Source organism: Mesorhizobium sp. M8A.F.Ca.ET.218.01.1.1 (assembly GCF_004791165.1).
GTDB lineage: Bacteria > Pseudomonadota > Alphaproteobacteria > Rhizobiales > Rhizobiaceae > Mesorhizobium.
Genome location: NZ_SRUZ01000003.1, coordinates 292,526 through 316,655 on the forward strand (window position 1 = coordinate 292,526; position 24,130 = coordinate 316,655).

The following is a 24,130-nucleotide window of genomic DNA, read 5'->3' on the forward strand; positions in this document are numbered from 1 at the left end:
CCGAGAGCGCGCGATACATCCGGGGGGTCCAGACCTCAACTCGTGTGGGCGACAACCTTGTCGACCGTCTCGGGGAAGAAGTCGGGCGCGGCATGGCGCTTGCCGAACATCATGTCGTACTGGATCAGCCGGAAGTCGCGGATCGCCGGGTCGATCTCTTTCTGACGCGACCAGTCGGCCGTGGCCGCGCCGGCCGGCGTGAGCAGCAGGTTGCGGTCGACAACGCGATAGCGCTCCCGCATCTCGCCCAGGAAGCCGGTGTAGTAGGGGTGGGTGATGCCCGCGGCGGTGAGGATATGATAGGGCAGGAACGCAGGACTCACCGTCCCCAGATTCTCGACCGGGCCCGAACGGTTCGACCAGATGATCAGCGGAGTCGCGTGATGTTCGAGAGCGGCCTCCGGCGTCGGTTCCTTGCGGGGCGCGACGTTGTCCTTCAGGAAGCCGGTCTCGACATAGACCGGCCCGAGCGGCGGCAGGTGGTCACCGAAAAAGGCGACAATCGTTGGCCGCTCGCGCGTCTTGGCCCATTCGATCAGCCGCTCGAGGCCGCGGTCCGCGTCGGCTGAACCCTCGGCGTAGGAGAGCAGCGAGTCACGCGCCCACTGGCTGATCGGCGCCTGCACCGAGTGGGTCGGGTTCGAATAACGGTTCGGCTCATACGGGCCATGGTTCTGCAGGCTGACCGCGAAGAAGAAGACGGGGTCGTCGCTGGCGTCGGCTTCGCGGATGATCTCGTCGGTCATCGCGGCGTCGGATGCCAGCGGTCCGCGCTTTTCCATGGGCGGCAGCGTTTCTTCCGATTTGAAGTCGTTGAAGCCGAAATCGGCATAGACGGCGCCGCGATTCCAGAACCAGTTGGTGCCTGGATGGATGGCGCGTGCCCTATAGCCTTCGCTCTTCAGGAAGGTCGCCATCGACGGCGTCGGGGTGCGTACATATTGCTGGTAGGGGATGCTGCCGGCCGGCAGGAAGGCGTTCGAGAACCCGGTCAGCGCTTCGAATTCGATATTGGCGGTCATGCCGCCGAATTCGGGCGAGAACATCGAGCCCGAGCGGAGCGACCGCACATTGGGGATCGGATCGGGCGTGATGGTGACGCCGGGCAGCTTGGTCGAATCCCAGAAGGATTCGCTCATGACGATGATGATGTCTGGCTTCTGGGCCGGCACCGAGGCGCTCACATCGGGCCTGTCGATCGCCGCGATTGCCTTGTCGGAATAGCCCGGCGGGGCAGAGACGTGCGCCATCGGCACGTTGAGCGCGAAGGCGAGCGCAAAGCCGTTGGAGGCGTAGTTTTCCTTCTGGTCCCACATGATCGGGATGATCTGCAGCCGGTCCCTGGTCCACGAGAAGGTGGCGTAGTCCATGATTGAGACGAAGAAGGCGAGCAGCGGCACCGCCAGCGTCAGCCGGGCGAGGCGGCCCTTGTGGCTGAGGGCTGGAACCTTGCGGCGCCAAAGACGCCAGCCGTAGACGAGCAGGGACAGGCCGACCACGATGCCCGCGACCATGGCGAGCGCGGTCATTGGCCGCTCGCGCACCAGCAGCGGCAACAGCGCGAAGATCTGTCGGGCGTAAAGGAAGTCCGTCGGATAGAGCGGGTCGCCGAGATAATGCGACTTCTGGTGGCCGACAAAGGCCAGCGATAGGGTCAGCGGCGCGACGATCATCAGGCTTTGATGACTGCGGCCGAGCACGGCATCGAGGCCGATCAGGACCAGCGCGAACACGACGATGGTGGTCCAGCCCGGCTTGAACGGCTGCAGGAAGAAGGAAACGGTGCCGGCGACATCACCGCGCACGATCAGTTCGATGGCGAACACCATGACGGCCGAGATCGCCAGGCTGATCAGCCCGTAGCGGACGACCGGCCATCTCCGGCCCGGCAGATAGCCGGTGGACGGATCGTCTTCCAGGAATTGCGGCGCGGCGTTGCCGGCACGTTTCGAACTCTTTGCCACTTTAACTTCCCACCCAAAGACAACCCACGTCATTCGATTGTCATATAATTGTCACGCAAAGCTAGCGCCTGTGACGGAAATAAGAAGAGCCAGCAAACGATTCGTGAGCGGTTTTCATCAGGTGTGATCGCCAAAAAGCCCTTTCGGAACAGGCACTCGCTCAAGGATACGGCCCTCGGCATGGGCTGAAGTGGCTTGACTTGGCGGCCTGCCTTGCGTCACAGGCAGGGAAAATTCGTAGTATCACGCAAGCAGAACCAGTCTGGGGAGCCCTCGCATGGCCGTCGCATTTACCTTTCCAGGACAGGGCAGCCAGGCTGTCGGCATGGGCAAGGACCTCGCCGATGCCTTTCCCGAAGCGCGCAGGGTCTTCCAGGAAGTCGATGATGCGCTCGGCGAAAACCTGTCGAAGCTGATCTGGGAAGGTCCCGAAGAGACCTTGACGCTGACGGCCAACGCGCAGCCGGCCCTGATGGCGGTATCGCTGGCGGCGATCAGGGCGCTGGAAGCGCGCGGTTTCTCGCTGAAGGACCAGGTCGCCTATGTCGCCGGCCATTCGCTGGGCGAATATTCGGCACTCGCCGCCGCCGGCTTCGTTTCCGTCGCCGATGCCGCTCGTCTGCTGCGCATTCGCGGTAACGCCATGCAGGTGGCGGTGCCGGCCGGCGAGGGCGCCATGGCGGCGATCATCGGGTTGGAGCAGGCCGATGTCGAAGATGCCTGCGCCGAGGCCGCTAAGGGCTCGATTTGCCAGATCGCCAACGACAATGGCGGCGGCCAGCTGGTCATCTCAGGTGCAAAGGTCGCGGTCGAGCTGGCAGCGAAACTGTGCACCGATAAGGGCGCCAAGCGTGCGCTGATGCTGCAGGTGTCGGCGCCCTTCCATTCGGCGCTGATGGCGCCGGCGGGCAACGTCATGCGCGAGGCGCTTGCCGGCGTGGCAAAGACCGCGCCAGTCGTTCCCGTCGTGTCCAACGTATCGGTGCAGCCGTCGACCGATCCCGACGAGATCGCCGGGCGCTTGGTCGAGCAGGTGACCGGTCGCGTGCGCTGGCGCGAAACGGTGGAATGGTTCGGCGCCAACGGCATCACCACGCTTTACGAGATCGGTGCCGGCAAGGTGCTTTCGGGACTGGCTCGCCGCATCAACCGCGATATCGCCACCGCGTCCGTCGGTTCCTCGGCCGAGGTCGAGGCGGCACTTGCGGCGCTTGCATAAAGCGCCATTTGAGACCATCCCTATAAGGGGCGCCCTCTTCTCAACCTGGAGACAAAAATGTTCGAATTGACCGGCCGCAAGGCGCTTGTCACCGGCGCATCGGGGGGCATCGGCGAGGCGATCGCCAGGGTGCTGCATGCGCAGGGCGCGATCGTCGGCCTGCACGGCACGCGCGTCGAGAAACTGGAAACGCTGGCCTCCGAACTGGGCGATCGGGTCAAGCTGTTCCCGGCCAACCTGTCGAACCGTGACGAGGTCAAGACACTCGGCCAGAAGGCGGAGGCCGATCTCGAGGGCGTCGATATCCTGGTCAACAATGCCGGCATCACCAAGGACGGCCTGTTCGTGCGCATGTCGGACGCCGACTGGGATACGGTGCTGGAGGTCAATCTCACCGCCGTTTTCCGGCTGACCCGTGAACTGACCCACCCGATGATGCGCCGCCGCCATGGCCGCATCATCAACATCACATCGGTGGTCGGCGTGACCGGCAATCCCGGCCAGGCGAACTACTGCGCCTCCAAGGCCGGCATGATCGGCTTGTCCAAATCGCTGGCGCAGGAAATCGCCACCCGCAACATCACCGTCAACTGCGTCGCTCCGGGCTTCATCGAATCGGCGATGACCGACAAGCTCAACGAGAAGCAGAAAGAGGCGATCATGACGGCGATCCCGACGAAGCGCATGGGCACCAGTGCCGAAGTGGCGTCCGCCGTTGCTTATCTGGCTTCGAACGAGGCCGCCTACGTAACCGGGCAAACCATCCACGTGAATGGCGGCATGGCGATGATCTGAGCGAGCTCCGGCAGCAACATCGCCGCGCTGTGAAAACCCACCATTTCGGCTTGGACCTCGGCAATTTTTCGTGTAATGCGGCCCGCAACCCGGCGGTTCGGGCAAAAACCGGTCCGTGGCCGTTGCGTTTCCGGCAGGACCATCTTTCAGCTTGATTAGCGGCATTCCGCCCGCTAACGAAGACAGACAAACAAAAGACGAGGATGCCCCAAATGAGTGACACCGCAGAGCGCGTCAAGAAGATCGTCATCGAGCACCTTGGCGTCGATGCCGACAAAGTGACGGAGCAGGCGAGCTTCATCGATGATCTGGGCGCTGACAGCCTCGACACGGTTGAACTCGTCATGGCGTTCGAAGAAGAATTCGGCGTCGAGATCCCCGACGACGCAGCAGAGACCATTCTGACCGTTGGCGATGCGGTGAAGTACATCGACAAGGCTTCGGCCTGACGCTTTCCGCAGTCGTCACCGGGGAGGACCTGCGATGAGGCGTGTCGTCGTCACGGGCCTTGGCCTGGTTTCGCCGTTCGGCATGGGCTTCGAGCACGGCTGGAAGCAACTGCTGACCGGCCGCAGCGCTGCCAAGCGCGTCACCGAGTTCGAAGTGGACGATCTTGCCTGCAAGATCGCCCACGTCATTCCGCGTGGCGACGGCTCCAACGGTACGCTCAATCCCGAAGCCATTCTCGAGCCGAAGGAACTTCGCAAGATCGGCGACTTCATCCTGTACGGGATCGCGGCCGCCGATGAAGCGCTGAAGGATTCCGGCTGGCAGCCTTCCACCGAAGAAGAGCGTTGCGCCACCGGTGTGCTGATCGGCTCCGGCATCGGCGGTCTCGAGGGCATCGCCGAGAACGCGATCATCCTGAAGGAACGCGGCCCGCGCCGCATCAGCCCATTCTTCATTCCCGGAAACATCATCAATCTCGTGTCGGGCCAGGTTTCGATCCGGCACGGATTGAAAGGCCCCAACCACGCTGTCGTCACCGCTTGCTCGACCGGCGCGCACGCCATTGGCGACGCCGCCCGGCTGATCATCTTCGGCGATGCCGACATCATGCTGGCCGGCGGCGCCGAATCGCCGGTGACCCGACTTTCGCTCGCCGGCTTCGCGGCCTGCCGGGCACTCTCGACCGAGCGCAACGACACCCCGCAAACCGCCTCGCGGCCCTACGACCGCGACCGCGACGGCTTCGTCATGGGCGAGGGGGCCGGTGTCGTGGTTCTGGAAGAGCTCGAGCATGCCAAGGCGCGCGGCGCCAAGATCTATGCCGAGGTGACCGGCTACGGTCTGACCGGCGACGCCTATCACATCACCGCGCCGGCCGAAGATGGCGACGGAGCTTTCCGTTGCATGACCGCGGCGCTGAAGCGGGCAAAGCTTACGCCGGCCGATGTCGACTACATCAATGCGCACGGCACCTCGACCATGGCCGATACGATCGAACTCGGCGCTGTCGAGCGGCTGGTCGGCAATGCGGCTTCCAAGATTTCGATGTCGTCGACCAAGTCGTCGATCGGCCATTTGCTGGGCGCGGCCGGTGCCGCCGAAGCGATCTTTTCGATCCTCGCCATCCGTGACAATATCGCACCGGCGACCATCAACCTCGACAATCCCGAGCGCGAAACCGCGATCGACCTGGTGCCGAACAAGCCGCGCCCGCGCCAGATCGACGTGGCACTGTCCAATTCCTTCGGCTTCGGCGGCACCAACGCCTCGCTGGTCTTCCAGCGTTATAATGGCTGACCGAGCTGCCGGGCGGTGCTTTGGCGTGCCGTCAATTTTGCCATATTCGCCCCTACTCTGCCGCAGGGGATTCGTTGAGAGATCGAACGGTAGGGCGAAATGAACACAAATCCGTCAGGCAACGGAGAATTCGGGCAAAGGCCGGCGAATACCGGGCCGATCGTGCCGAAGACGGCAAGCGAGGCGCTGCGGCCGGAGGCTGGAACGCCGCCGCCGAAACGGTCGCGCGCTTCGCGCAGCCAGATCGTCGTGTTCATGAACTTCGTCATCTCCTCGGTGATGCTGATGGTTCTGGCGGCAGGCGTGGCCCTCTATTTCGGCAAGCAGGAGTTTACCGAACCCGGCCCTTCCGCCAATGGCGACACCTTCCTCGTCAAGCCCAACACCGGCGTCCAGGATATCGCCGACCAGCTTGAGCGCCGCGGACTAATCAGCGACGCCCGCGTGTTCCGCCTCGGCGTGCGTGCCTTCGGCAACGATTCCGCGCTCAAGGCCGGTGAATACGAGATCAAGCCCAGGGCGTCCATGCGCGACATCATGGAACTCCTCAAGAGTGGCAAGTCGGTGATGTACTCGCTGACTATTCCCGAAGGGCTGACGGTCGAGCAGGCTTTGCAGCGCATCGCCGACGAACCCGCCCTGAGCGGCGATATGCCGTCGAAGACGCCCCCCGAGGGTAGTCTTGCCACCGACACGCTGCGCTTCACGCGTGGCGCAACGCGCCAGCAGATGGTCGACAAGCTGCTCGCCGATCAGAAGAAACTGGTCGATGAGGTGTGGCAGCGGCGCGCGCCGGATCTGCCCCTGGCCAGCGTCGAGGACTTTGTCACCCTGGCCTCGATCGTCGAGAAGGAAACCGGCAAGGGCGATGAACGCTCACGCGTGGCCGCCGTCTTCCTGAACCGGTTGGCCAAGGGCATGCGCCTGCAGTCCGATCCGACCATCATCTACGGTCTGTTTGGCGGCAAGGGCAAGCCGGCGGACCGTCCGATCTACCAGTCCGACATCCAGAAGCAGACGCCTTACAACACCTATGTGATCAGCGGCTTGCCGCCGACACCCATCGCCAATCCCGGCCGCGCGGCCCTCGAAGCCGTGGCCAATCCGTCGAAGACCGACGATCTCTATTTCGTCGCCGACGGCACGGGCGGCCACGTCTTTGCCGCGACCCTGGACGAGCACAATGAAAACGTCGCCCGCTATCGCGCGCTGCAGAAGAAGCAGGCCGATGACGCAGCCAAGGCCGCCGCTGCCGCCGGTACCAGCGGCAGTGCCGACAAGCCTGCAGCAGACAAGCCAGCCGACGACAGCGATGCCAGCGGCGGCGACAATGGCGATGCCGGCGGTGATGCGGGCGCGGCCCAGTAATGTGAAGAAAGGCGTTGCCTGGAAGGCGGCGGCCTGACATTTGAGAGAACGCCAGGCGTCCGATTTCGACGCGTTCGCGGCGTAGTCATTTTAAGCCGCGCTTGCCCTACCGGAAAACCGGTTTCAGGGTGAGGCGCCAGGGATGTGCGGGCGACATGAATTTGCAGAGTATGACCGGTTTCGCGCGGGCCGTCGCCGAGCACGACGGCACCTCCATTGCCTGGGAAGTCAAATCCGTCAATGGCAAGAGCGTCGAGGTGCGACTGCGGCTGCCCCAAGGATTCGAGCGGCTGGAACCTGTGGTCAGGCAAACGCTGCAGAAGCGTTTCGCCCGCGGCAATTTCCAGGCGACGCTGACCATCGGCCGCGCCGCCGGCACGCAGGCGCAACCTATCGTCAACGAGGCGTTTCTGAAGGATCTTGCCGGCCTGGCCAAGCGGCTGCAGGAGCAGTTCGGCGTCGCGCCCGCGACGGCTGACGGATTGCTGTCGCTGCGTGGTGTGCTCGACGTACCTGAAACCATCGAGACCGAAGAGGCGCGGACCGCACTCGACGCCGCCATCATGGCCGCGCTCGACGTGGCGCTGAACGGCCTGGAACAGGCCAGGCACGGTGAGGGCGCAGCACTGGCCGTGCTTTTGTCCGGCCATGTCGATACTATCGAGACGCTGACCCTGCGCGCGGAAGCTGACCCGTCACGCGATGCGGCGGTGATCCGCGAACGCATCGCCGAGCAGGTCAGGCTGCTGATGGACGCATCCGCCAATCTGGATGCAAGCCGGCTGCACATGGAGGCGGCGTTCCTTGCCACCAAGGCCGATATTCGCGAAGAGATCGACCGGCTGAAAACGCATGTCGCGTCTGGCCGGGCCTTGCTTGAGGGCGGCGGCGCGGTCGGCCGCAAGCTCGATTTTCTGGCACAGGAATTTAACCGCGAATCAAATACGCTGTGCTCCAAGTCGAACGCCGCGACAGTCACAGCGATTGGGCTGGAGTTGAAGGCCGTGGTCGACCAGTTTCGTGAACAGGTCCAGAATCTGGAGTAGCCGATGGTTGCCAAGGAACCGATGGTTCCCAGGGATTTGGGGTCCCGCATCCGCCGCCGGGGGTTGATGCTCGTCCTGTCGTCTCCATCGGGGGCCGGCAAGTCGACGATCGCGCGCAACCTTCTGGAGAGCGATTCAAGCCTTGAACTGTCGGTCTCGGTTACCACAAGGCCGCGCCGGGGTTCGGAAATCGAGGGCGTTCACTACCACTTCCGCACGATGCGCGAATTCGAGCGGTTGCGCGATTCCGACGCGCTCCTCGAATGGGCGGAGGTGCACGGCAATTGCTACGCGACACCGCGCGAGCCGGCCGAACTGGCGCTGGCGCAGGGCCGCGACATGCTGTTCGACATTGACTGGCAGGGCGCTCAGCAGCTCAAGGAGAAGATGCGCGCTGACATCGTCTCGATCTTCATCCTGCCTCCGTCGATGAAAGAATTGAAGGCGCGGCTGAAGCGCCGCGCCGAGGACCAGGAAGCGGTGATCGAGACGCGGCTGAAGAACGCCCGCAACGAGATCGAGCACTGGAAGGAATATGACTTCGTCATCGTCAACGACGATCTCGACCGTGCCTTCGCCGAAGTGCGCGGCATCGTCGTTGCCGAGCGGCTGCGGCGCGACCGCCGGCCGGGTCTCTTCGATTTCGTGTCGGGATTGCTGGACGAGAAAACGGTGTGATCGCCCTTTCCTTCTTCCCGTCAACGGGGAGAAGGTGGCCCGAAGGACCGGACGAGGGGCAGCACCATACCTTCGCAACTTCGCACTGCCCTTCATCTGCCTGCCGGCATCGTCTCCCCGTGAACGGAGAGAGCGGAGTTAGACCGCATTGGTCAGCCGCACGAACTCCTCGACGCTGAGTGTTTCCGCCCTGCGCGTCGGGTCGATCCCCGCTCGTTCGAGCAAGGCCTCGCCGCCGAGGCTTTTCACGCTCTGGCGCAGCATCTTCCGGCGTTGGCCGAAGGCGGCTTCCGTGACTCGGCCGAGTTTCTTCACATCGGCGGGCAGGGGTGTCGTGCGCGGCTCCAGGTGCACCACCGAAGAGGTGACCTTGGGTGGCGGCGTGAAGGCCTGAGGCGGGACGTCGAAGGCGATCCTGGCCTGCGTGCGCCAGCCGGCGAGCACGCCCAGCCTGCCATAGGCATCGCTGTCGGGTGCCGCCACGATGCGCTGGGCGACCTCACGCTGGAACATCAGCGTCATCGAGGCGTAGTAGGGCGGCCAGTTTGGGACCGTCAGCCATCGGACCAGCAGTTCCGTGCCGATATTGTAAGGCAGGTTGGCCACGATCCGGACCGGACCGTGGTCGGCCTCCGAGGCGAGTGCCGCGAAGTCGGTCTTCAGCGCGTCGCCCGAAATCACCTCCAGCCGACCGGGGTAATGAGCGGAGACTTCGGCAAGCGCAGCCAGGCAGCGTTCGTCGCGCTCGATGGCAACGACCCGGCGGGCGCCGTTCGATAGCAGCGCCCTTGTCAGCCCTCCAGGCCCGGGCCCGACCTCGATCACCGTGGCATTTGCCAGGTCGCCGGCGCTGCGTGCGATCTTGCCGGTCAGATTGAGATCGAGCAGGAAGTTCTGGCCGAGAGCCTTTTTCGCCTGCAGCCCATGGCGCTCGATGACGTCGCGCAGTGGTGGCAGCCCATCGATGCTCATGCGCGAAGACCGGAAGCGGAAGCACTCATGCGGCGACGGCCTTCGCGTCGATGTCGGCGAGCTTCCTGGCGAGCTTCAGCGCCGCTATCAGGCTGTCCGGCCGCGCCACGCCCTTGCCGGCGATGTCGAAGGCGGTGCCGTGGTCGGGGGAGGTGCGGATGAAGGGCAGGCCCAGCGTGACGTTGACAGCTTCGTCGAAGGCCAGCGTCTTGGCCGGGATCAACGCCTGGTCGTGATACATGCACAGTGCGGCGTCGTAGCCTGCCCGCGCCCGGGCATGGAACAGCGTGTCGGCGGGCAAGGGCCCGAAAGCATCGATGCCTTCAGCGCGCAGGGTGTCGACCGCTGGGCGCACGATATGCTCGTCTTCCATGCCCATGGAGCCGCCTTCGCCGGCATGCGGATTGAGGCCGGCAATGGCGAGCCGAGGCCTGGCGATGCCGAAGCGGCCGGCAAGGTCGGCCGCGGTGATGCGTGCGGTCGCGACGATCAATTCGGTGCTCAGGGCCTTCGGCACGTCGGCCAGGGCGATGTGGATGGTTACGGGAACCGTGCGTAAGTCCGGGCCTGCCAGCATCATCACCGGCATCGCCTCGACGCCGCTGTGCCGAGCCGCCAGATGCGCCAGATATTCGGTGTGGCCGGGAAAACGGAAGCCGGCATCATAGAGCGGCTTCTTGGCGATCGGGCAAGTCACCACGGCGGCCGCCTCGCCGGCAAGGCAGGCCTCGACCGCGCGGTCGATCGCTTCGATGGTGCCGGCTGCGTTGGCGGGGTCTGGCCGGCCGGGGCTGTCGATGAAGCGCTCCGTCAGGGGAACGATCGGCAAGGCGCGGCCAAAGACCTCGATCGCCTGCACCGGCGTCACTTCCTGGACAGGCAGCGAAACGCCAAGGTGGCGCGCGCGCGCCGCGACCACGGCCGGGTCGGCCAGAAGGTAGAAGGGGGGCAAGCCGACGGCGTCCCGCGCAAGGAAGGCGGCGATGGCGATTTCAGGGCCGATACCGGACGGATCGCCGACGCTCAACGCCAGCGCGGTCATCGCGCGGCCCACGTCAGCGCTTGACGATGCGGGCTTTAGCCTTCAGCTCGTCAACATATTTCTTGCTGAGATCGTCGGCGGCCTTGTCGTTGGAGCCTTCGCTCTGGAATACCATCTGTGCCGTCTTGTCGTCGGACACTTCGCGCGACGAGCAGATGCCGATGAATTCGACGCCGCGTTCGGTCTCGCGCGTGACGGTGGCGCCACCGACCTTGGTCGCCTTGATCTGCTCGGCCCAGTCCGGCGGTAGTTGCGGCGCCAGAATCCGGCCGAGGTCGCGAACGGTGACGTCGATCAGGCCCTTGGCGAACTCGCGTGTCGTGTTGCAGCCGTTGAAGCGGGCACGCATGGCATCGGCCTCGCGCTTGCGCTTGGCCAGTGTCGCGCTGCGTTCGGCCGCTGGCACGACGAAGATGACCTGCTGCAGCATGTATTCCATGGCGCTCGGCTTGGCGCCGCCCTTGTCAAGCATGCGCCGCACCGCGTCCTGTTCGGTCACGCTGCCACCTTCACCGGAGCGGTAACGCGCGCTCAAGGCTTGGTTCCATGCCATCTGGGCACGAATGAACTCCTTGAAATGGTCCTTGCTGACGCCGGATTTTTCCATGACGCCGTCGAGCTGGCCGAGCTGCATCTTGTTGTTGGTGGCAAAGCGCTGATAGGCGGCCTCAACCTGGGCATCGCTGATACGGATGCCAAGCCGTCTGGCCTCGGCGAGGCGCAGCGTCTGGTCGATCATTTCCTGGGCAGCGTCGCCCTTCTTGTGTTGCAGCTTCAGGAAGGCGGCACGATGGGCGATGTCACCACTGGTGATTGCTATGTCGTTGACGACGTATTTGATCTCGCTGGCGAAAGCCGGCGGCGTCATCACGGTCATCGACAGGGATGTCGCCGCCACAAGCAACGCGAACCCTGCTGAAAAGAGGTATTTCCTCATCGTTGGCATCCCAATTCTATTCCGGCTCCGCCCAATTCCGTCCCCTTCCGGATACGCGAATCCGTGCCAGCCCTATGCGGCGAAACGATGTCGCCGCTTATTGGATGGTGTCGATTGCGTTGGTCGACGAGCCGAAGTCGCCGAGGGTGCGGAACGACAGGTTGAATCCGATGCTCTGCGTCACTTCCCTGGTGTTCAGGTCACGCGACTGCGCGTACGTCATCAGATAGGTGAAGCAGGAATCGTTGTAGGCGAAGCCCACCCCGTCCTTGACCAGCAGGCCCTCCTGCAAATCGTAGGTTCCTGTTCCGAACACGCGCCAGTTCTCGGCAAGATGTGTCGATGCGCCGAGCGTGACCTCGTGACGGTCGGTCGTGAACCCATAGAGCGGCTGGGCCTGGATGAAGGCATACTTGGCGCTCAACGACACCGGCAGGCCGGAATAAGCAGCTTTCAGCTCGGCGCGGCGGATCTCGAAGCTCTGTTCGTCGAAACGGCCGCTGACGGAGGCCGCGAAGCCATTGGGGCTGGTTATGCCAAACAGGCCGACATAGTCGGACTTGGTCGTCTCAAGCCCTGAATTTGCGCCGACATTGACCAGATCGGGTGCCGCAAAGGAGTTTTCGCCGCCAATCTGATAGGACTGGCCGAAGATCGCATTGGTGCCCCAGCCGTTGATGTAGGAGCCGGAATAGCGCAGGCCGACATTGGCACGCGAGCCGCCCTCGATGCGGTCGTAACCGGAGAACTTGTCGCGTTCGAACAGCGTGGTTGCATCGAAAACCATGCTTTGAGCGTCTTCGTTCGGAATGGAGAGGCCGCCGACATACTGTTCGTTCGGGCGCAGGAACACCTGAGCCATCGGCTCGACAACGTGGCTCGACCCGCTGGCCAGCGAGAACAACAGCGGCCAGCTCATCTCGAGCCCGGCGGTCGCCATGTAGCGTGCGAAGGACGAGCGCATGTCTTCGCTGGTATGTATGTCAGGGTTGGCGGCCATCTCCTGAATGGCCGCGAGCGAAGCCGATGACGCGCGGACGTAGTCAACATCGCCCTGGAATGCCAGCAGTGGTGTCAATACCAGCCCATCATCGGTAACGAATGTCCGCTTCCATTCGGCTTCGGTGGTGAGTCTGCCAGACTCGCCCTCTATGCCACGGACACGCTGTGCCGGCGTGGCAGAATCGTATGGCGTGTTGAAAGCTTCGTCAAGATCTTCGCGGCGAATGACTCGCGTATTTACGTTGAACGACAACTGGCCGCCGGCGACCGATGTGTCGGGGATATAGGCATAGTCGAGCGAGGGCAGCACCCAAGGCTGCTGGCCGCTTCGCGCCGCGGCATTTTCGTTGGGCGTATCTTCCTGGACCTCGAAATGCATGGCGCGCACGTCGAAATAATTACGGTCATTAAGGCCGGTCAGGTAGACGGACGACTGGTGAACGTAGGCATTGTACTTGGCGATGTTGTAGGTGTTGGAGAAGTTCTTGTCGGTCTGCAGCAACACGTCCCAGCCGAAATTCCAGCGTTCGTTGATCGCGAACTGCCCCTGCGTGCCCATCATGCCGCGGAACTTGTTCGGATCGCCCACCGCGCCGGAATCGATATTGTGACCAGCGGTCGAGGGGAATGCCGCGCCGTCGATGAAGGCGTCCGGATCCTGCTGCTGAATGCCGGCGATCTTGAAAGTGTATTCGCCATTGTTGAAGCGCTGGCGCCATTCGGCTTCGCCGAGGAAGCCCTGCTTGGTGTAGCCGCTTCCGGTCACCGTCAGGTCATATGTCGGCGAAAGGGCGAAATAGTAGGGGATCTTGACGCTGTACCCCAAGTGACTGTTGTAGCCGATACTGGGGATCAGGAAGCCGCTCTTGCGCTTCACCGTCGGGTCGGCGATCTCGAACGCCGGCAAGTAGGCCAGCGGAAACCCGAAGAACTCGAAATTCGCGTTCTCGAAGCGAACCGTCTTCTTCTCGCCGTTCCAGATGATCTTTCTGGCTTTGACGCGCCATGTCGGCGCCTTGTCGGGCTTGTCTTCGCATGGTTCGCAGGCAGTGTAGACACCATTGTGGAAGGTGGTCAGCACGCCGCCCATGCGTTCGGCGCTTTCGGCGGCGAAATAGGCCTTGTCGACGGTTTCAACGCGCAGCGCGTTGACGAAGCCGTCTGCGAAATCGTCGGTGATGTCGATGTGCTGCGAATTGATCTTGGTGCCGTCGCTGTTGACGATCTCGACATTGCCGCTGGCAACCATTCGCTTGGTGTTGCGGTTGTACACGACCTTCTGGGCGACGAGGCGGTTGCCGCCATAGTCGATCTGCACGCCGCCGATGGCGGTCACCGTCTGGTTGTCGTTGTTGTATTCCAGCGTGTCGGCGGCGAGCAGCATCTGCGAGCCGGACGGAACCGTGGTCGCCATGTTGCCGACATCCTGCGCGAACGCCGGCAGCGGGACGCCGCAGGCGACCAGGCACGCCAAGGCGCTCGCCGCATAGAGGCGCGCCAAACGGGCCTGCCTGTCGCTGGGCAAAAACGCCTCCCTCACTAGCCGTCTTCCTTGTATAGCAGGAAAGTCACCCCGAAGAACATAGCTACCACGACCGGCACCCAGGCGGCTATGGCAGTCGGCACGAACCCCGCCACGCCGAACGCCTTCACCAGCACCGAAACGACATAAAGCAGAAACCCGGCAACGACGCCACCCAGAATCATCGTTGCCGACTGCCCCATTCGCGCAAATCGCATTGAAACTGTTGCCGCAATCAGCGTCATGGCGACGAGGAGAAACGGCAACGCCACCAGCGAATCAAACTGCATGGCAAAGGCATTTGCCTTGAGGCCGAAGGAACGGGCAACCTCGATTTTTCCGGGCAGGTCATAGAAGGGAATTGTCTCCGGGCGTGCCAGCCGCTCCTGCACGAATTCCGGCTTCAGATTGGTCGGCACACGATCGTTCGCGACGGGCTGGATGGTGCCGTTCCTGAAGATCTTCACATCCTGCAATTCCCAATAACCGTCGCGCAGGTAAGCACGCGCCGCATCCTTGCGCTCGACGATATTGCCTTGCTGGTCGAGGATGAAAAAGACCGCGTCGGCCATCTCCAGACCCTGGTCGAGGATGGCCCGCGCGCCGATGATAGTATCGCCGGAACTGGTTTTCTGGCGAATCCAGGGAGCGGCGTCGGCCGAAACCGTGTTGGATTTGCCGGAGCGCAGCTGCGTCTCGATCTGTTCGGACAAGGAGAAGGCGTGCGCGGCGAGCGGGTTGATGATTCCGACCGAGACGGCGCCGAACAGCAGTGCGCCGATGCAGCACGGCAAAAGGAACTGCCAGGCGGAAACGCCCGCGGACCGCGCGATGACAAGTTCGTACCGCCGGTTGAGCGAAACCAGCGTCGCCATCGCCGAGAACAAGCCGACAAACGGCACCGTCTGCAGCATGATCATGGGCATTCGAAGGCCGGAAATGGCCATCGCCGTGCCATAGGTGAACCCTGGCAGGCCGGTGGTGCGGCCGGACAGTTCGGTGAAATCGATAAGGAATACCAGTGCCAGAAGGCCGAGGAAGAACCAGATCGTGATCGCCACGTAGCGGAAGAAGAAATATCGACCCAGAGTCCAGCCCATCAGCCGACCCCCTGGCCTGAGGTGTCGCGCCTGGAGAGACGCAATTTGAGGGCATTCCAGCCATCACCGATTCGGCTGGCCAGGTTTGTCATCCAGTCCGCCCAGGCAACCGGCAGTTCCATGGTCCGGTTCGATACGATGAACCAGATCGCCACCGCGGAAGCCACGATCGGCACGCCATAGACCATGTAGGCATATTGCGGGACCTCATCGGCCTTGCTGGCGGCGAAGAAACCCAGCCAGCGCACGAACAGCGATATCGCGATGGCGGTGATCAGCGGATTGACGCGCGCCTCGCGATGCGAACGCGCGTCTCCCGCCACCGCGAGCGCGATCAGCGCAAAAACCATGGAGTAGGTCCATTCCGAAAACCGCTGGTCGACCTCGGCCCGGTACTCCTGGGGACTTTGCTGGTAATTCTTGTCGTTAGGACTTGGATTGAGCAGGTATTGGGTGGTCTGGTCCTTTGGCAGGAGCGTCACCTGGTTGGCCGCCGACATGAAGGCCGACATGTCGAAGGCATAGGACGTGAACCGGATGACACTGAGGTCGCCCGTCAGCGTTTTGCGATGGATGACGCCATCATTCATCATCAGCACCTTTTCGCCGCCGCGTTCGATGATGCTGCCGGTCTTGGCATAATAGACGAGATTGACGCCTTCCTCGCGCGAATCGGCGACGAAGATGCCACCCAGCCGGTTGTCGGGAAGCCGCTCGCCAATCTGCAGGAACAGTCCGTCCTCGATCTTGCGGAAGGTGCCTTCCTGGATGATCAGCGACAAAAGGTCGGCGCGCGACTCCGCCACCAGGGCGCGGTTCTTCTGTCGTGCATAGGGGTCGATGCCGTTGTCCACGGCGAACGAAAAGACGCTGGCGGCCAGCGCCAGCAGCATGATCGGCCGCACGATGGTCCATCGTGAGGCTCCCGATGCATTGACCACCGCGAGTTCCGAATCCGAATTCATCACACTGAGCGTCTGGGCGACCGCCACCACGAGCGCGAAAGGCACGACGATCGGAACGATGGAGGGGAGAATAAGGGACGCGACCTCGAAGAAGGTCAAAGCTGACTGACCGCTGTCGGTGACCAGGTTGATCTTGGCCAACACCTGCGTCGTCCACACGATGGCCAGCGTCCAGACCAGTGCTGCCAGGAAGACCACGAAAGTGCGGCGCATGATGTAGCGTTCAACGACCTTCATGAAGGCTTTACTCGATTTTCTCGAACGGCATCATGCCACCACGCTAAGGGTAGCTGTCCGGCGACGCCCGCACAACTGGCTCCGTTGGGCTGCATTAGGCAGGCGATCCGGTTCCCGTCCCACGTCGCGTGCCGCAGTAGGCCGGAGTGTCGGCGGCAATGGATAAGAAAGGACGAACATCGATGGTTAACAACAGGTTGCGGCATGAAGCGGAGCCGTTCCGCGACGAATCGCCATCGATTCCATGTCTCATATGGGTAGCCATTTTGGCAAAGTCTTGCCAAATGCCGGAAAACGACCAAATGTCGCGGATCGCTTCAAACCGCTTCGCGCATCATCGCGCAATCCCCGAAAGCAGGACATGATGAACCCGAGACCGTCGATCGCCTTTGCAAAATTCGCCGCGCCCCAGACGGCGGCGAACAGAAAGGGCACGGTCTTCGTGCTGTCGGCGGATGACGGTGGCCTGAGCGATATGGCCAGGGCTTACGATCCGGGCAAGACGCTGGATCGGGCTTTCCCGGTCGCCGAATTTACCGGCAAGTTCGCCGGCGCTGTCGAAATCCTGGCGCCGGAGGCAACATCGCTCGACAGGTTGGTCGCGGTCGGCGCAGGCAGGGTGTCGGGGCTCGACGAGTATGCCTGGCTGAAGCTCGGCGGCACCATTGCGGCATCGCTGCGCAAGGCAACCGACGTGGCCGTGGTGCTCGACCTGGCCGGTGCCTCGCCCGATGGCAAGGACGCCGCGAACCTTGCGGCCGGCATTCTCTTGCGCGGCTATTCCTTCGACAAGTACAAGACCAGGAAGGATAAGGACGACGGCCAGGGCAGCGGCAAGGCCGATCCGAAAAAGCCGGTCAAGGTGACCATCCATACCGCCGATCCGGTGGGCGCCAAGAAAGCCTTCGCCGATGCCGAGGCGGTGATCGACGGTGTGCTTCTGGCGCGCGATCTGGTCAACGAACCGGCAAACGTGCTGGGACCAGTCGAATTCGCCGCCCGCGCCAAGGAACTCGAGGCGCTTGGCGTCAAGGTCGAGATCCTGGCCGAAAAGGAGATGAAGAAGCTCGGCATGGGCTCGCTGCTCGGTGTCGCGCAGGGCTCGCCGCGTGGCGCCCGTATGGCGGTCATGCAATGGAACGGCGGCAAGCCCAAGGACAGCCCGGTCGCCTTCGTCGGCAAGGGCGTTACGTTCGACACCGGCGGCAATTCGATCAAGCCGGCGTCCGGCATGGAGGACATGAAGGGCGACATGGGTGGCGCTGCCGCCGTGACCGGGTTGATGCACGCGCTCGCCGCGCGCAAAGCCAAGGCCAATGTCGTCGGCATCATCGGTCTTGTCGAAAACGCGGTCGACGGTTATGCGCAGCGCCCGGGCGACATCGTCACCTCGATGTCGGGACAGACCATCGAGGTGCTCAACACCGACGCGGAGGGGCGCCTCGTCCTGGCCGACGCGCTGTGGTACTGCAACGACCGCTTCCAGCCGAAATTCATGGTCAACCTGGCGACGCTGACCGGCGCCATCATGGTTGCGCTCGGCCTGCATTATGCGGGCCTGTTCTCCAACAACGACGAACTGGCGCAAAGGCTGACCGCGGCCGGACAGTCAACGCAGGAACGGCTGTGGCGCATGCCGCTCGGCGCCGAATACGACAAGCTGATCGATTCCAAGAATGCCGACATGAAGAACATCGGTGGCCGCTACGGCGGCGCGATCATCGCCGCGCAGTTCCTGCAGCGCTTCGTCAAGGACACGCCCTGGGCACATCTCGACATTGCCGGTACCGCGATGGGCTCGCCATTGAACGAGATCAACCAGTCGTGGGGTTCGGGTTTCGGCGTACGGCTGCTGGACCGGCTGGTGCGTGATCACTACGAAAGCTGACGTCGATCCATGGCCGATGTGCTGTTCTACCATCTGACCGAATCGACCCTGGAGGATGCGCTTCCGGGGCTGCTCGAGCGCAGCGTCGATCGCGGCTGGCGCGCCGTGGTGCAGACCGGCACCGAGGAACGGCGAGACGCGCTCGACCAGCATCTGTGGACTTTCCGCGATGATTCCTTCCTGGCGCACGCGACCGATCGCGAAGCCTACCCAACTGAACAGCCAATCCTGCTGACCACCGGCGCCGGCAACCCCAACGAGGCCAAAATCAGGTTCCTGGTCGACGGCGCCGCCCCGCCCGACCTCGGCGGTTACGAGCGTGCGGTTTTCCTGTTCGATGGCCATGACGCGGCCCAGGTCGAGATGGCCCGGGCGCATTGGAAGACGATGAAGGACGCGGGCCACGCCGTGACCTACTGGCAGCAGACGTCAGACCGCCGCTGGGAACGCAAGGCCTAGTTTAGAGCAATTCCAGGAAAACTGTGCACCTATCCAGGGAAAGCGCGTAGCGCACTCCATAGGGAGGTGCGTAAGAACCAAGGGCTGGAGCCGTTCGGCGTTTCCCCGAAACGATGAGCATCTCCAGCCCAGCGTCGCGGATGACAGTTCTAGAGTCTTGCCTTGATTCGGTTCTGTTTCCTGGTGACGTAGTCGCCGTATTTCAATTTCATGAACTCGTCCGAGCGGTTCCGATGCGGGCTCCTGAAAACGTACCATTCGCCATCAGGCGATTTGCGCTTGTAGATCGCCTTGCCGGTCTGGCGATGCTCGAAGCAGGTCATGGAGCCCTTCACGCCCCAGGCGCCGTGCCATTGCGCGCGGTAGCACAACTTGCCGCCGCCGGGGATGAACCATGTCCCGTCGCCATAGCCCGGCTGGCCCTTTTCGGTCGACCAGGCGTTGAATTGCCGCTGCCTGACGGCAAAGAACGCGGCCCCGTGATTGCCCCACATCCACGAATGGTTCTGATAGATTTGGTAGACGCCTTCGTCGGGCACCACGGCGCCCTTTTGCGCCTGCTCGGCGATTTTGGTCGCTGTCTCGGCTGTCGCAGGGACCTGTAAGGCAAGAACAAGAACGGAGCAGGCGAACGCCGCTCCGACACAATTACCCAGCACTCGTTTCACGGAACTACTCCACAGACTGATTCACGCCACGCCTCAACCATCATGCCGAAACACTGGTCCGGCATGGATGCCAATCAAACAAGAAAGATGGAGATCCATCCCGATCGTGTCGGGACGCATCGAACGATGCGTCTACGGCAGGACGTGCTGGGTCACCCTCCAATCGGGCAGACCATAGCCCCCCAGCCACGGCCACACTTCTTTCTGGTTGAAGTAGACAACGGACGTGAGCGCCGGGAACTCCGCATAGGACTTGCGGGAATCGTCCTGCCACTTCGAAACATAGTCCTGCTTGCCGACATAGCCGAGTTCCGCCACCACGATCGGCTTGTTGAAACCCGCCACGCGGTCATAGCCGGGTTTCAGCATCTCGGCGAACGTACGGTCGCGACCGGCCTCGTCATTGTCCTTTTTCTGCAGGCCGAACACCGACAGGCCGATCACGTCGACATAGTCGTCACCGGGGTAGTATTTTTCCAGGCCTTCTTCACCTTTGGGCGACCACATGTATTTGGCCGCGGGGGCCGCCTTGCGGCAGATATCGACTTCGCGCTTGTAAGCTGAGATCCAGTCCTTGGGAGCCCAGTTGGCCCAGGTGAAGCGGCCGTTCTTGTCTTCCATTTCCTGCGCCCAGCGAATGGTTACCGGGCTTTTCATCTGTCCCACCAGGCCACAGATCGCCTGCATATTGGCATCATACCTGCCGCCCAATATGCCGTCACGCAGTTCGGGCGGCGTGATGCGCCAGTCCTTCGACCAGGTCCACGGCTCGATCGTGATCAACAGCGAGCGACCGCGCTCCTGGGCATAGGTGTCTGCCAGAGGCAGCGTCGATAGATCGACATCTTCCCAAGGCAGGAACAGTTCCTCGATGCTGGCGGTCTTGTCATTGGTGAAATCGCCATACGGATCGTACGAGCCGAATGCCGACGCGGCGCTGCTCGTCTGGACGGGGTCTGTCGCGGGGGCGGAACCGGCGCCTCCCGCGGAAGGAAACGCGGCACTTCCGCCCAAAGCCAGCGCGACTACAAGTACATTTGCTGCGGAGTGTTTCATCGTTGACCTCCTATGGCCTTAGCTTCCCATGGAAGCCAAGGCTTCGCCCGCCGCATCGATGCCTGATCGACACGACTACCCAACACCGATCGGGTCTATTGGCGGAATCTGCGGGATTTCGGAGCGACCATTGGCGGGTGTGCCAACCTGTGCAAGGGGCCACCCAAATTATCTCTCAAGGCGCCGACACTGAGGAGCTTCAGAGAGAAAGTTCGCCGCGATACTCACAAATTCGCGTCAATATTCCGATATATCATCCCTGACTAATTTAAGAGCCGGACCGGACCAAGAGTCAAGAACAATTAACGATCGGTTAACCTTGGCGCTCGCAACATGGTTAACGCTGCCCGGCGGTGCAGCCTCCAGATCGCCTTGACCCCGGCGAATTCTCCAAAGCGCAAAAAAGGTGCGGTTCATCATTCCGGCATGGGTCGACGGCGACTCTTCGGCGGAATACTTGCTGCGATTCAAAGGCGTTAGGTTAACCAGTTCTCAAGAAAGCTAGTTAAGGATCGGTTAATTTAGTTGACTCTAATGAGATGTGGAGGGATTCTGAAGCCGACCTGAAAAGCGTGTCGGCCGTCGTTCGGCTGATGCTCGGAGTGGCGGCGGTAGTTGTATGAGTGTTTCCGCGGACGCAGGGATCATCAGTCCCAAGACCAGGCCGACCCGGCCGCGTGGGAGGATGCACGCCAACGCCGCGGCGCAGGTTCCTTTCCTGGTGCCCATATTGTCTCCGGTCCGGCAGTGGATCCTGCGGCTCGGCCTGGCTTCCTGGTTCGTCACTCTCGGCTTTTTCTGGATCTGGTGGCTGAAGCCGGACCATATCGGATACCTCGGGTCATACATCTTTGCGACGCTGGTGCTGGCCTGGCTGACCTTGATGCCGATGTATTTTCTGCTCAACGTGCACGCTTCGAGGAAGCCATCCAAGCTTGCCAGCATCCCGAAGCGCTCGCGGGTCGCCATGGTGGTGACCAAGGCGCCGTCCGAACCGTTCGCCGTGGTTGCGCGCACCTTGGAAGCAATGCTTACGCAGGACTATCCGCATGACACCTGGCTGGCCGACGAGGACCCGTCCGAGGAGACGGTTCGCTGGTGCGATGCCCACGGCGTGTTCATTTCGACGCGGCGCGGAAGGGAAGACTACCACCGCAAGACTTGGCCGCGCCGCACCCGTTGCAAGGAGGGCAACCTGGCGTTCTTCTATGACCACTACGGTTATGAGCGCTACGATTTCGTCGCCCAGATGGATGCCGATCACAGGCCGACGCCAACCTATCTCAGGGAAATCCTTTATCCTTTCGCCGATCCGGCGGTCGGCTATGTCTCGGCGCCGAGCATCTGCGACAACAACGCCGCCGAAAGCTGGGCAGCGCGTGGCCGGCTGTTTCCAGAAGGGATGTTTCACGGGCCCTTGCAGTCCGGCCATACCGGTGGCGGCGCGCCGCTTTGCATCGGCTCGCACTATGCCGTTCGAACCAAGGCGCTGAGGCAGGCGGGCGGTCTCGGTCCGGAGTTGGCCGAGGATCACTCCACCTCGATGCTGATCAACGCCGCCGGGTGGCGCGGCGTGCATGCGCTCGACGCCATCGCCCATGGCGACGGCCCGCAGACCTTTGCCGATCTCGTCACCCAGGAATTCCAGTGGTCGCGCAGCCTGATGACGATCCTGCTCGAATACTCGCCCACATATTTTCCCAAATTGCCCTGGAGGCTGAAGTTTCAGTTCCTGTTCTGCCAGCTCTGGTATCCACTGTTCGCCATCTTCGCATTGCTGATGTACGTCATGCCGATGTATGCGCTCTTCACCGGGCGCAACTTCGCCAACGTCATGTATGCCGACTTCCTTCTTCACTATCTGCCCAACGCCGTTGCTCTGGTGGGCCTGGTCATGATGCTGAAGGCATTCGGCCTCTCTCGGCCGCTGACGGCCAAGACGATAAGCTGGGAAGGCACGCTGTTTCTTTTCTTCGCACGCTGGCCTTGGGTACTGGCCGGCACGCTATCGTCGCTGCGCGATTATCTGACCAAATCCTTCGTCGATTTCCGTGTCACCCCCAAGGGCAGCGGTCCCAAAAGCCTGTTGCCGGTCCGCGCCTTCGTTCCCTATGTGGCGCTGGCCATCGGCGCGGCACTGCCCGTGTTGATAATTGAGCACCCTTTCGACGCGACCGGCTTTTTCTGGTTCGCGGCGTTCAATGCATTCCTCTATGGGCTTTTGGTGGTGGTGATCGTTTCAAGACACGTCATCGAGAACAAGATCCCGTTGCGCGCCAATGCCGCGAAGATGACCTTGCAGGCCTCGCTCGCCGTGCTGGCGCTCGCCGTGCCGGCCGTGGGCTTCTACGATCGCGGCATGGAAGGCGTCTACGGATTGCAGCAGGGCGCCGGCGGCTTGCGCATCGTGCGCATAGCCTATGTGATTTCCGGCGCCGGCCAGGGTAATATCGGTGCCCGCAATTTCTACTTCGATCCGGGTTGGGAAACGCCGCGCTGACGTTGAAGAGGCGCGCGCGACAACGCTTCCCGGAACATTCGCCTTGTGAGCCGGCGGCCGTCCGCGCAACCCCGGCGCAGTCTCAATAGATTCAGTTTTAATAATATCCGATCGAGTGCGGACAGACCGCGCTCATCATGTCGCTTGCGCGATTCTTAATAAGTATCCCCTAATATAAGATCATGATGCGAGCGGCGTGAGGCTGCTAGCGTGGCGCGGAACACAAAATAACCGACAATATATCCCCGCGCTCCAGTGGCTTATGTTTTTGCAGGGGACGTCGATGAAAACATATATTGGAAATTGGCCAAGGATCGGCAAGAAATATGCCTGTGCATTCGCAGCTGTTGCATTGATCTCGATGGTGTCCGGTTGTCAGAGTATGGATGCGACCAAGACCGGCTCGATCAGCACCAGGCCGGAGGCTCATATGCTTGGCCAGAAGGCTCACTACGTCCAGAAGAAACGGTTGCATCTGGTCGATCGCAAATCGCTCACGCGGATCACCAGCGTGACACGCACGAGAGAGGAGGCCTATGCGGCTTTCGTCCGGCCGCAGCGGATCGGCAAGACGGCGCCCGTGAAGGTTTCCTACAGTTTGGGCAATAGCGGGCCGTTGCTCGGTCACTCTCCCTGGATTTGCGGCCCGAGCGGCTTTGGCCAGCGCGCCAGCTGCCGTTCGCGGTACTGAAGCAATTACGGGAACAGTGTGTAACGGTTTTCCCGGGACAAGCGCGTAGCGCTTGCCCTTGCGAAACTGCCTGGAACAAAGAGATGGATTGGTTCGGCGTCCTCTTTGAAACTGTGAACCGTTCTAGGGCGTCAGACCTGGAAGTGGCGGCGTGATTTGACTTATGCAGCCGCCGCTCCGTTCCTCGCGGGGGGCGCGAGCCGAGGGCAAGAGGTTGGCGAGGGATTGCGCCTGATCTCTTGCCCGCGGTCGCCATTCCTGGCGATGGCAATCGG

At 62.3% G+C, this 24,130-nt stretch carries 20 protein-coding genes; 11 read left to right on the top strand and 9 right to left on the bottom strand.

All coding sequences use genetic code 11. From position 1 onward, the window contains the following. Window positions 1-35: 35 nt before the first annotated feature. Window positions 36-1,997: an LTA synthase family protein gene (locus EN861_RS12550; RefSeq protein ID WP_127871431.1), complete on the bottom strand. Its 1,962-nt coding sequence runs from the start codon at window positions 1,995-1,997 to the stop codon at window positions 36-38. A gap of 244 nt (window positions 1,998-2,241) precedes the next feature. Between EN861_RS12550 and fabD the strand changes: the two genes are divergently transcribed. The 7 genes from fabD to gmk all read left to right on the top strand — a co-directional run bounded on the left by fabD (window position 2,242) and on the right by gmk (window position 8,816). Continuing rightward, window positions 2,242-3,183, top strand: a complete 942-nt coding sequence (gene fabD / locus EN861_RS12555; protein ID WP_127280774.1) for an ACP S-malonyltransferase — start codon at window positions 2,242-2,244, stop codon at window positions 3,181-3,183. 57 nt (window positions 3,184-3,240) lie between these two features. Beyond that, window positions 3,241-3,978 carry a 3-oxoacyl-[acyl-carrier-protein] reductase gene (gene fabG / locus EN861_RS12560; RefSeq protein WP_127280775.1) on the top strand — a complete coding sequence of 246 codons (738 nt, stop codon included), beginning with the start codon at window positions 3,241-3,243 and terminating at the stop codon, window positions 3,976-3,978. A 212-nt stretch (window positions 3,979-4,190) separates the two neighbouring features. Further along, window positions 4,191-4,427, top strand: coding sequence for an acyl carrier protein (locus EN861_RS12565; RefSeq protein ID WP_006203723.1), 237 nt, complete (start codon window positions 4,191-4,193; stop codon window positions 4,425-4,427). Between the two features lie 34 nt (window positions 4,428-4,461). After that, the gene (gene fabF / locus EN861_RS12570; RefSeq protein ID WP_127871434.1) at window positions 4,462-5,724 is read left to right on the top strand and encodes a beta-ketoacyl-ACP synthase II; all 1,263 of its coding nucleotides are present in this window, start codon (window positions 4,462-4,464) and stop codon (window positions 5,722-5,724) included. A 99-nt stretch (window positions 5,725-5,823) separates the two neighbouring features. Continuing rightward, window positions 5,824-7,092, top strand: coding sequence for an endolytic transglycosylase MltG (gene mltG / locus EN861_RS12575; protein ID WP_127871435.1), 1,269 nt, complete (start codon window positions 5,824-5,826; stop codon window positions 7,090-7,092). Window positions 7,093-7,247: 155 nt separating this feature from the next. Then, on the top strand, window positions 7,248-8,138 hold the full coding sequence (locus EN861_RS12580) for a YicC/YloC family endoribonuclease (protein WP_127276073.1): 891 nt from the start codon (window positions 7,248-7,250) through the stop codon (window positions 8,136-8,138). A 21-nt stretch (window positions 8,139-8,159) separates the two neighbouring features. Then, the gene (gmk, locus tag EN861_RS12585; RefSeq protein ID WP_027053294.1) at window positions 8,160-8,816 is read left to right on the top strand and encodes a guanylate kinase; all 657 of its coding nucleotides are present in this window, start codon (window positions 8,160-8,162) and stop codon (window positions 8,814-8,816) included. A 138-nt stretch (window positions 8,817-8,954) separates the two neighbouring features. On the opposite strand, the gene rsmA is transcribed toward gmk, so the two are convergent. From rsmA to lptF, 6 genes are all read right to left on the bottom strand, one after another. Beyond that, window positions 8,955-9,788, bottom strand: a complete 834-nt coding sequence (gene rsmA / locus EN861_RS12590) for a 16S rRNA (adenine(1518)-N(6)/adenine(1519)-N(6))-dimethyltransferase RsmA (protein ID WP_127276074.1) — start codon at window positions 9,786-9,788, stop codon at window positions 8,955-8,957. Between the two features lie 25 nt (window positions 9,789-9,813). Continuing rightward, window positions 9,814-10,830: a 4-hydroxythreonine-4-phosphate dehydrogenase PdxA gene (pdxA, locus tag EN861_RS12595; protein WP_189343618.1), complete on the bottom strand. Its 1,017-nt coding sequence runs from the start codon at window positions 10,828-10,830 to the stop codon at window positions 9,814-9,816. 13 nt (window positions 10,831-10,843) lie between these two features. After that, window positions 10,844-11,776, bottom strand: a complete 933-nt coding sequence (locus EN861_RS12600) for a peptidylprolyl isomerase (protein WP_167531199.1) — start codon at window positions 11,774-11,776, stop codon at window positions 10,844-10,846. A gap of 88 nt (window positions 11,777-11,864) precedes the next feature. Further along, window positions 11,865-14,309, bottom strand: coding sequence for an LPS-assembly protein LptD (locus tag EN861_RS12605; protein ID WP_189343619.1), 2,445 nt, complete (start codon window positions 14,307-14,309; stop codon window positions 11,865-11,867). Then, window positions 14,309-15,394 (bottom strand): LPS export ABC transporter permease LptG, encoded by a 1,086-nt coding sequence (gene lptG, locus EN861_RS12610; protein ID WP_189343640.1) that lies wholly within the window; start codon window positions 15,392-15,394, stop codon window positions 14,309-14,311. Before lptG ends, EN861_RS12605 begins: the two co-directional genes overlap by 1 nt. Continuing rightward, a complete protein-coding gene (gene lptF / locus EN861_RS12615; RefSeq protein ID WP_127276079.1) occupies window positions 15,391-16,593 on the bottom strand; it encodes an LPS export ABC transporter permease LptF in 1,203 nt (400 codons plus the stop codon). The genes lptG and lptF overlap by 4 nt, the downstream gene beginning before the upstream one ends. A gap of 364 nt (window positions 16,594-16,957) precedes the next feature. Here lptF and EN861_RS12620 point away from each other — a divergent pair, with 364 nt between their 5' ends. Both EN861_RS12620 and EN861_RS12625 read left to right on the top strand, forming a co-directional pair. Then, window positions 16,958-18,481: a leucyl aminopeptidase gene (locus tag EN861_RS12620; RefSeq protein ID WP_127276080.1), complete on the top strand. Its 1,524-nt coding sequence runs from the start codon at window positions 16,958-16,960 to the stop codon at window positions 18,479-18,481. A gap of 9 nt (window positions 18,482-18,490) precedes the next feature. Further along, window positions 18,491-18,940: a DNA polymerase III subunit chi gene (locus EN861_RS12625; RefSeq protein WP_127276081.1), complete on the top strand. Its 450-nt coding sequence runs from the start codon at window positions 18,491-18,493 to the stop codon at window positions 18,938-18,940. 149 nt (window positions 18,941-19,089) lie between these two features. On the opposite strand, the gene EN861_RS12630 is transcribed toward EN861_RS12625, so the two are convergent. Together EN861_RS12630 and EN861_RS12635 are read right to left on the bottom strand one after the other, a co-directional pair. Beyond that, a complete protein-coding gene (locus EN861_RS12630) occupies window positions 19,090-19,608 on the bottom strand; it encodes a DUF995 domain-containing protein (RefSeq protein WP_135863798.1) in 519 nt (172 codons plus the stop codon). A gap of 132 nt (window positions 19,609-19,740) precedes the next feature. Beyond that, window positions 19,741-20,664: a glycoside hydrolase family 26 protein gene (locus EN861_RS12635; protein WP_127276083.1), complete on the bottom strand. Its 924-nt coding sequence runs from the start codon at window positions 20,662-20,664 to the stop codon at window positions 19,741-19,743. Window positions 20,665-21,283: 619 nt separating this feature from the next. Here EN861_RS12635 and EN861_RS12640 point away from each other — a divergent pair. Both EN861_RS12640 and EN861_RS36270 read left to right on the top strand, forming a co-directional pair. After that, the gene (locus EN861_RS12640) at window positions 21,284-23,164 is read left to right on the top strand and encodes a cellulose synthase catalytic subunit (RefSeq protein ID WP_127276084.1); all 1,881 of its coding nucleotides are present in this window, start codon (window positions 21,284-21,286) and stop codon (window positions 23,162-23,164) included. A gap of 430 nt (window positions 23,165-23,594) precedes the next feature. Beyond that, the gene (locus tag EN861_RS36270; protein ID WP_245464269.1) at window positions 23,595-23,855 is read left to right on the top strand and encodes a hypothetical protein; all 261 of its coding nucleotides are present in this window, start codon (window positions 23,595-23,597) and stop codon (window positions 23,853-23,855) included. Window positions 23,856-24,130 lie beyond the last annotated feature (275 nt).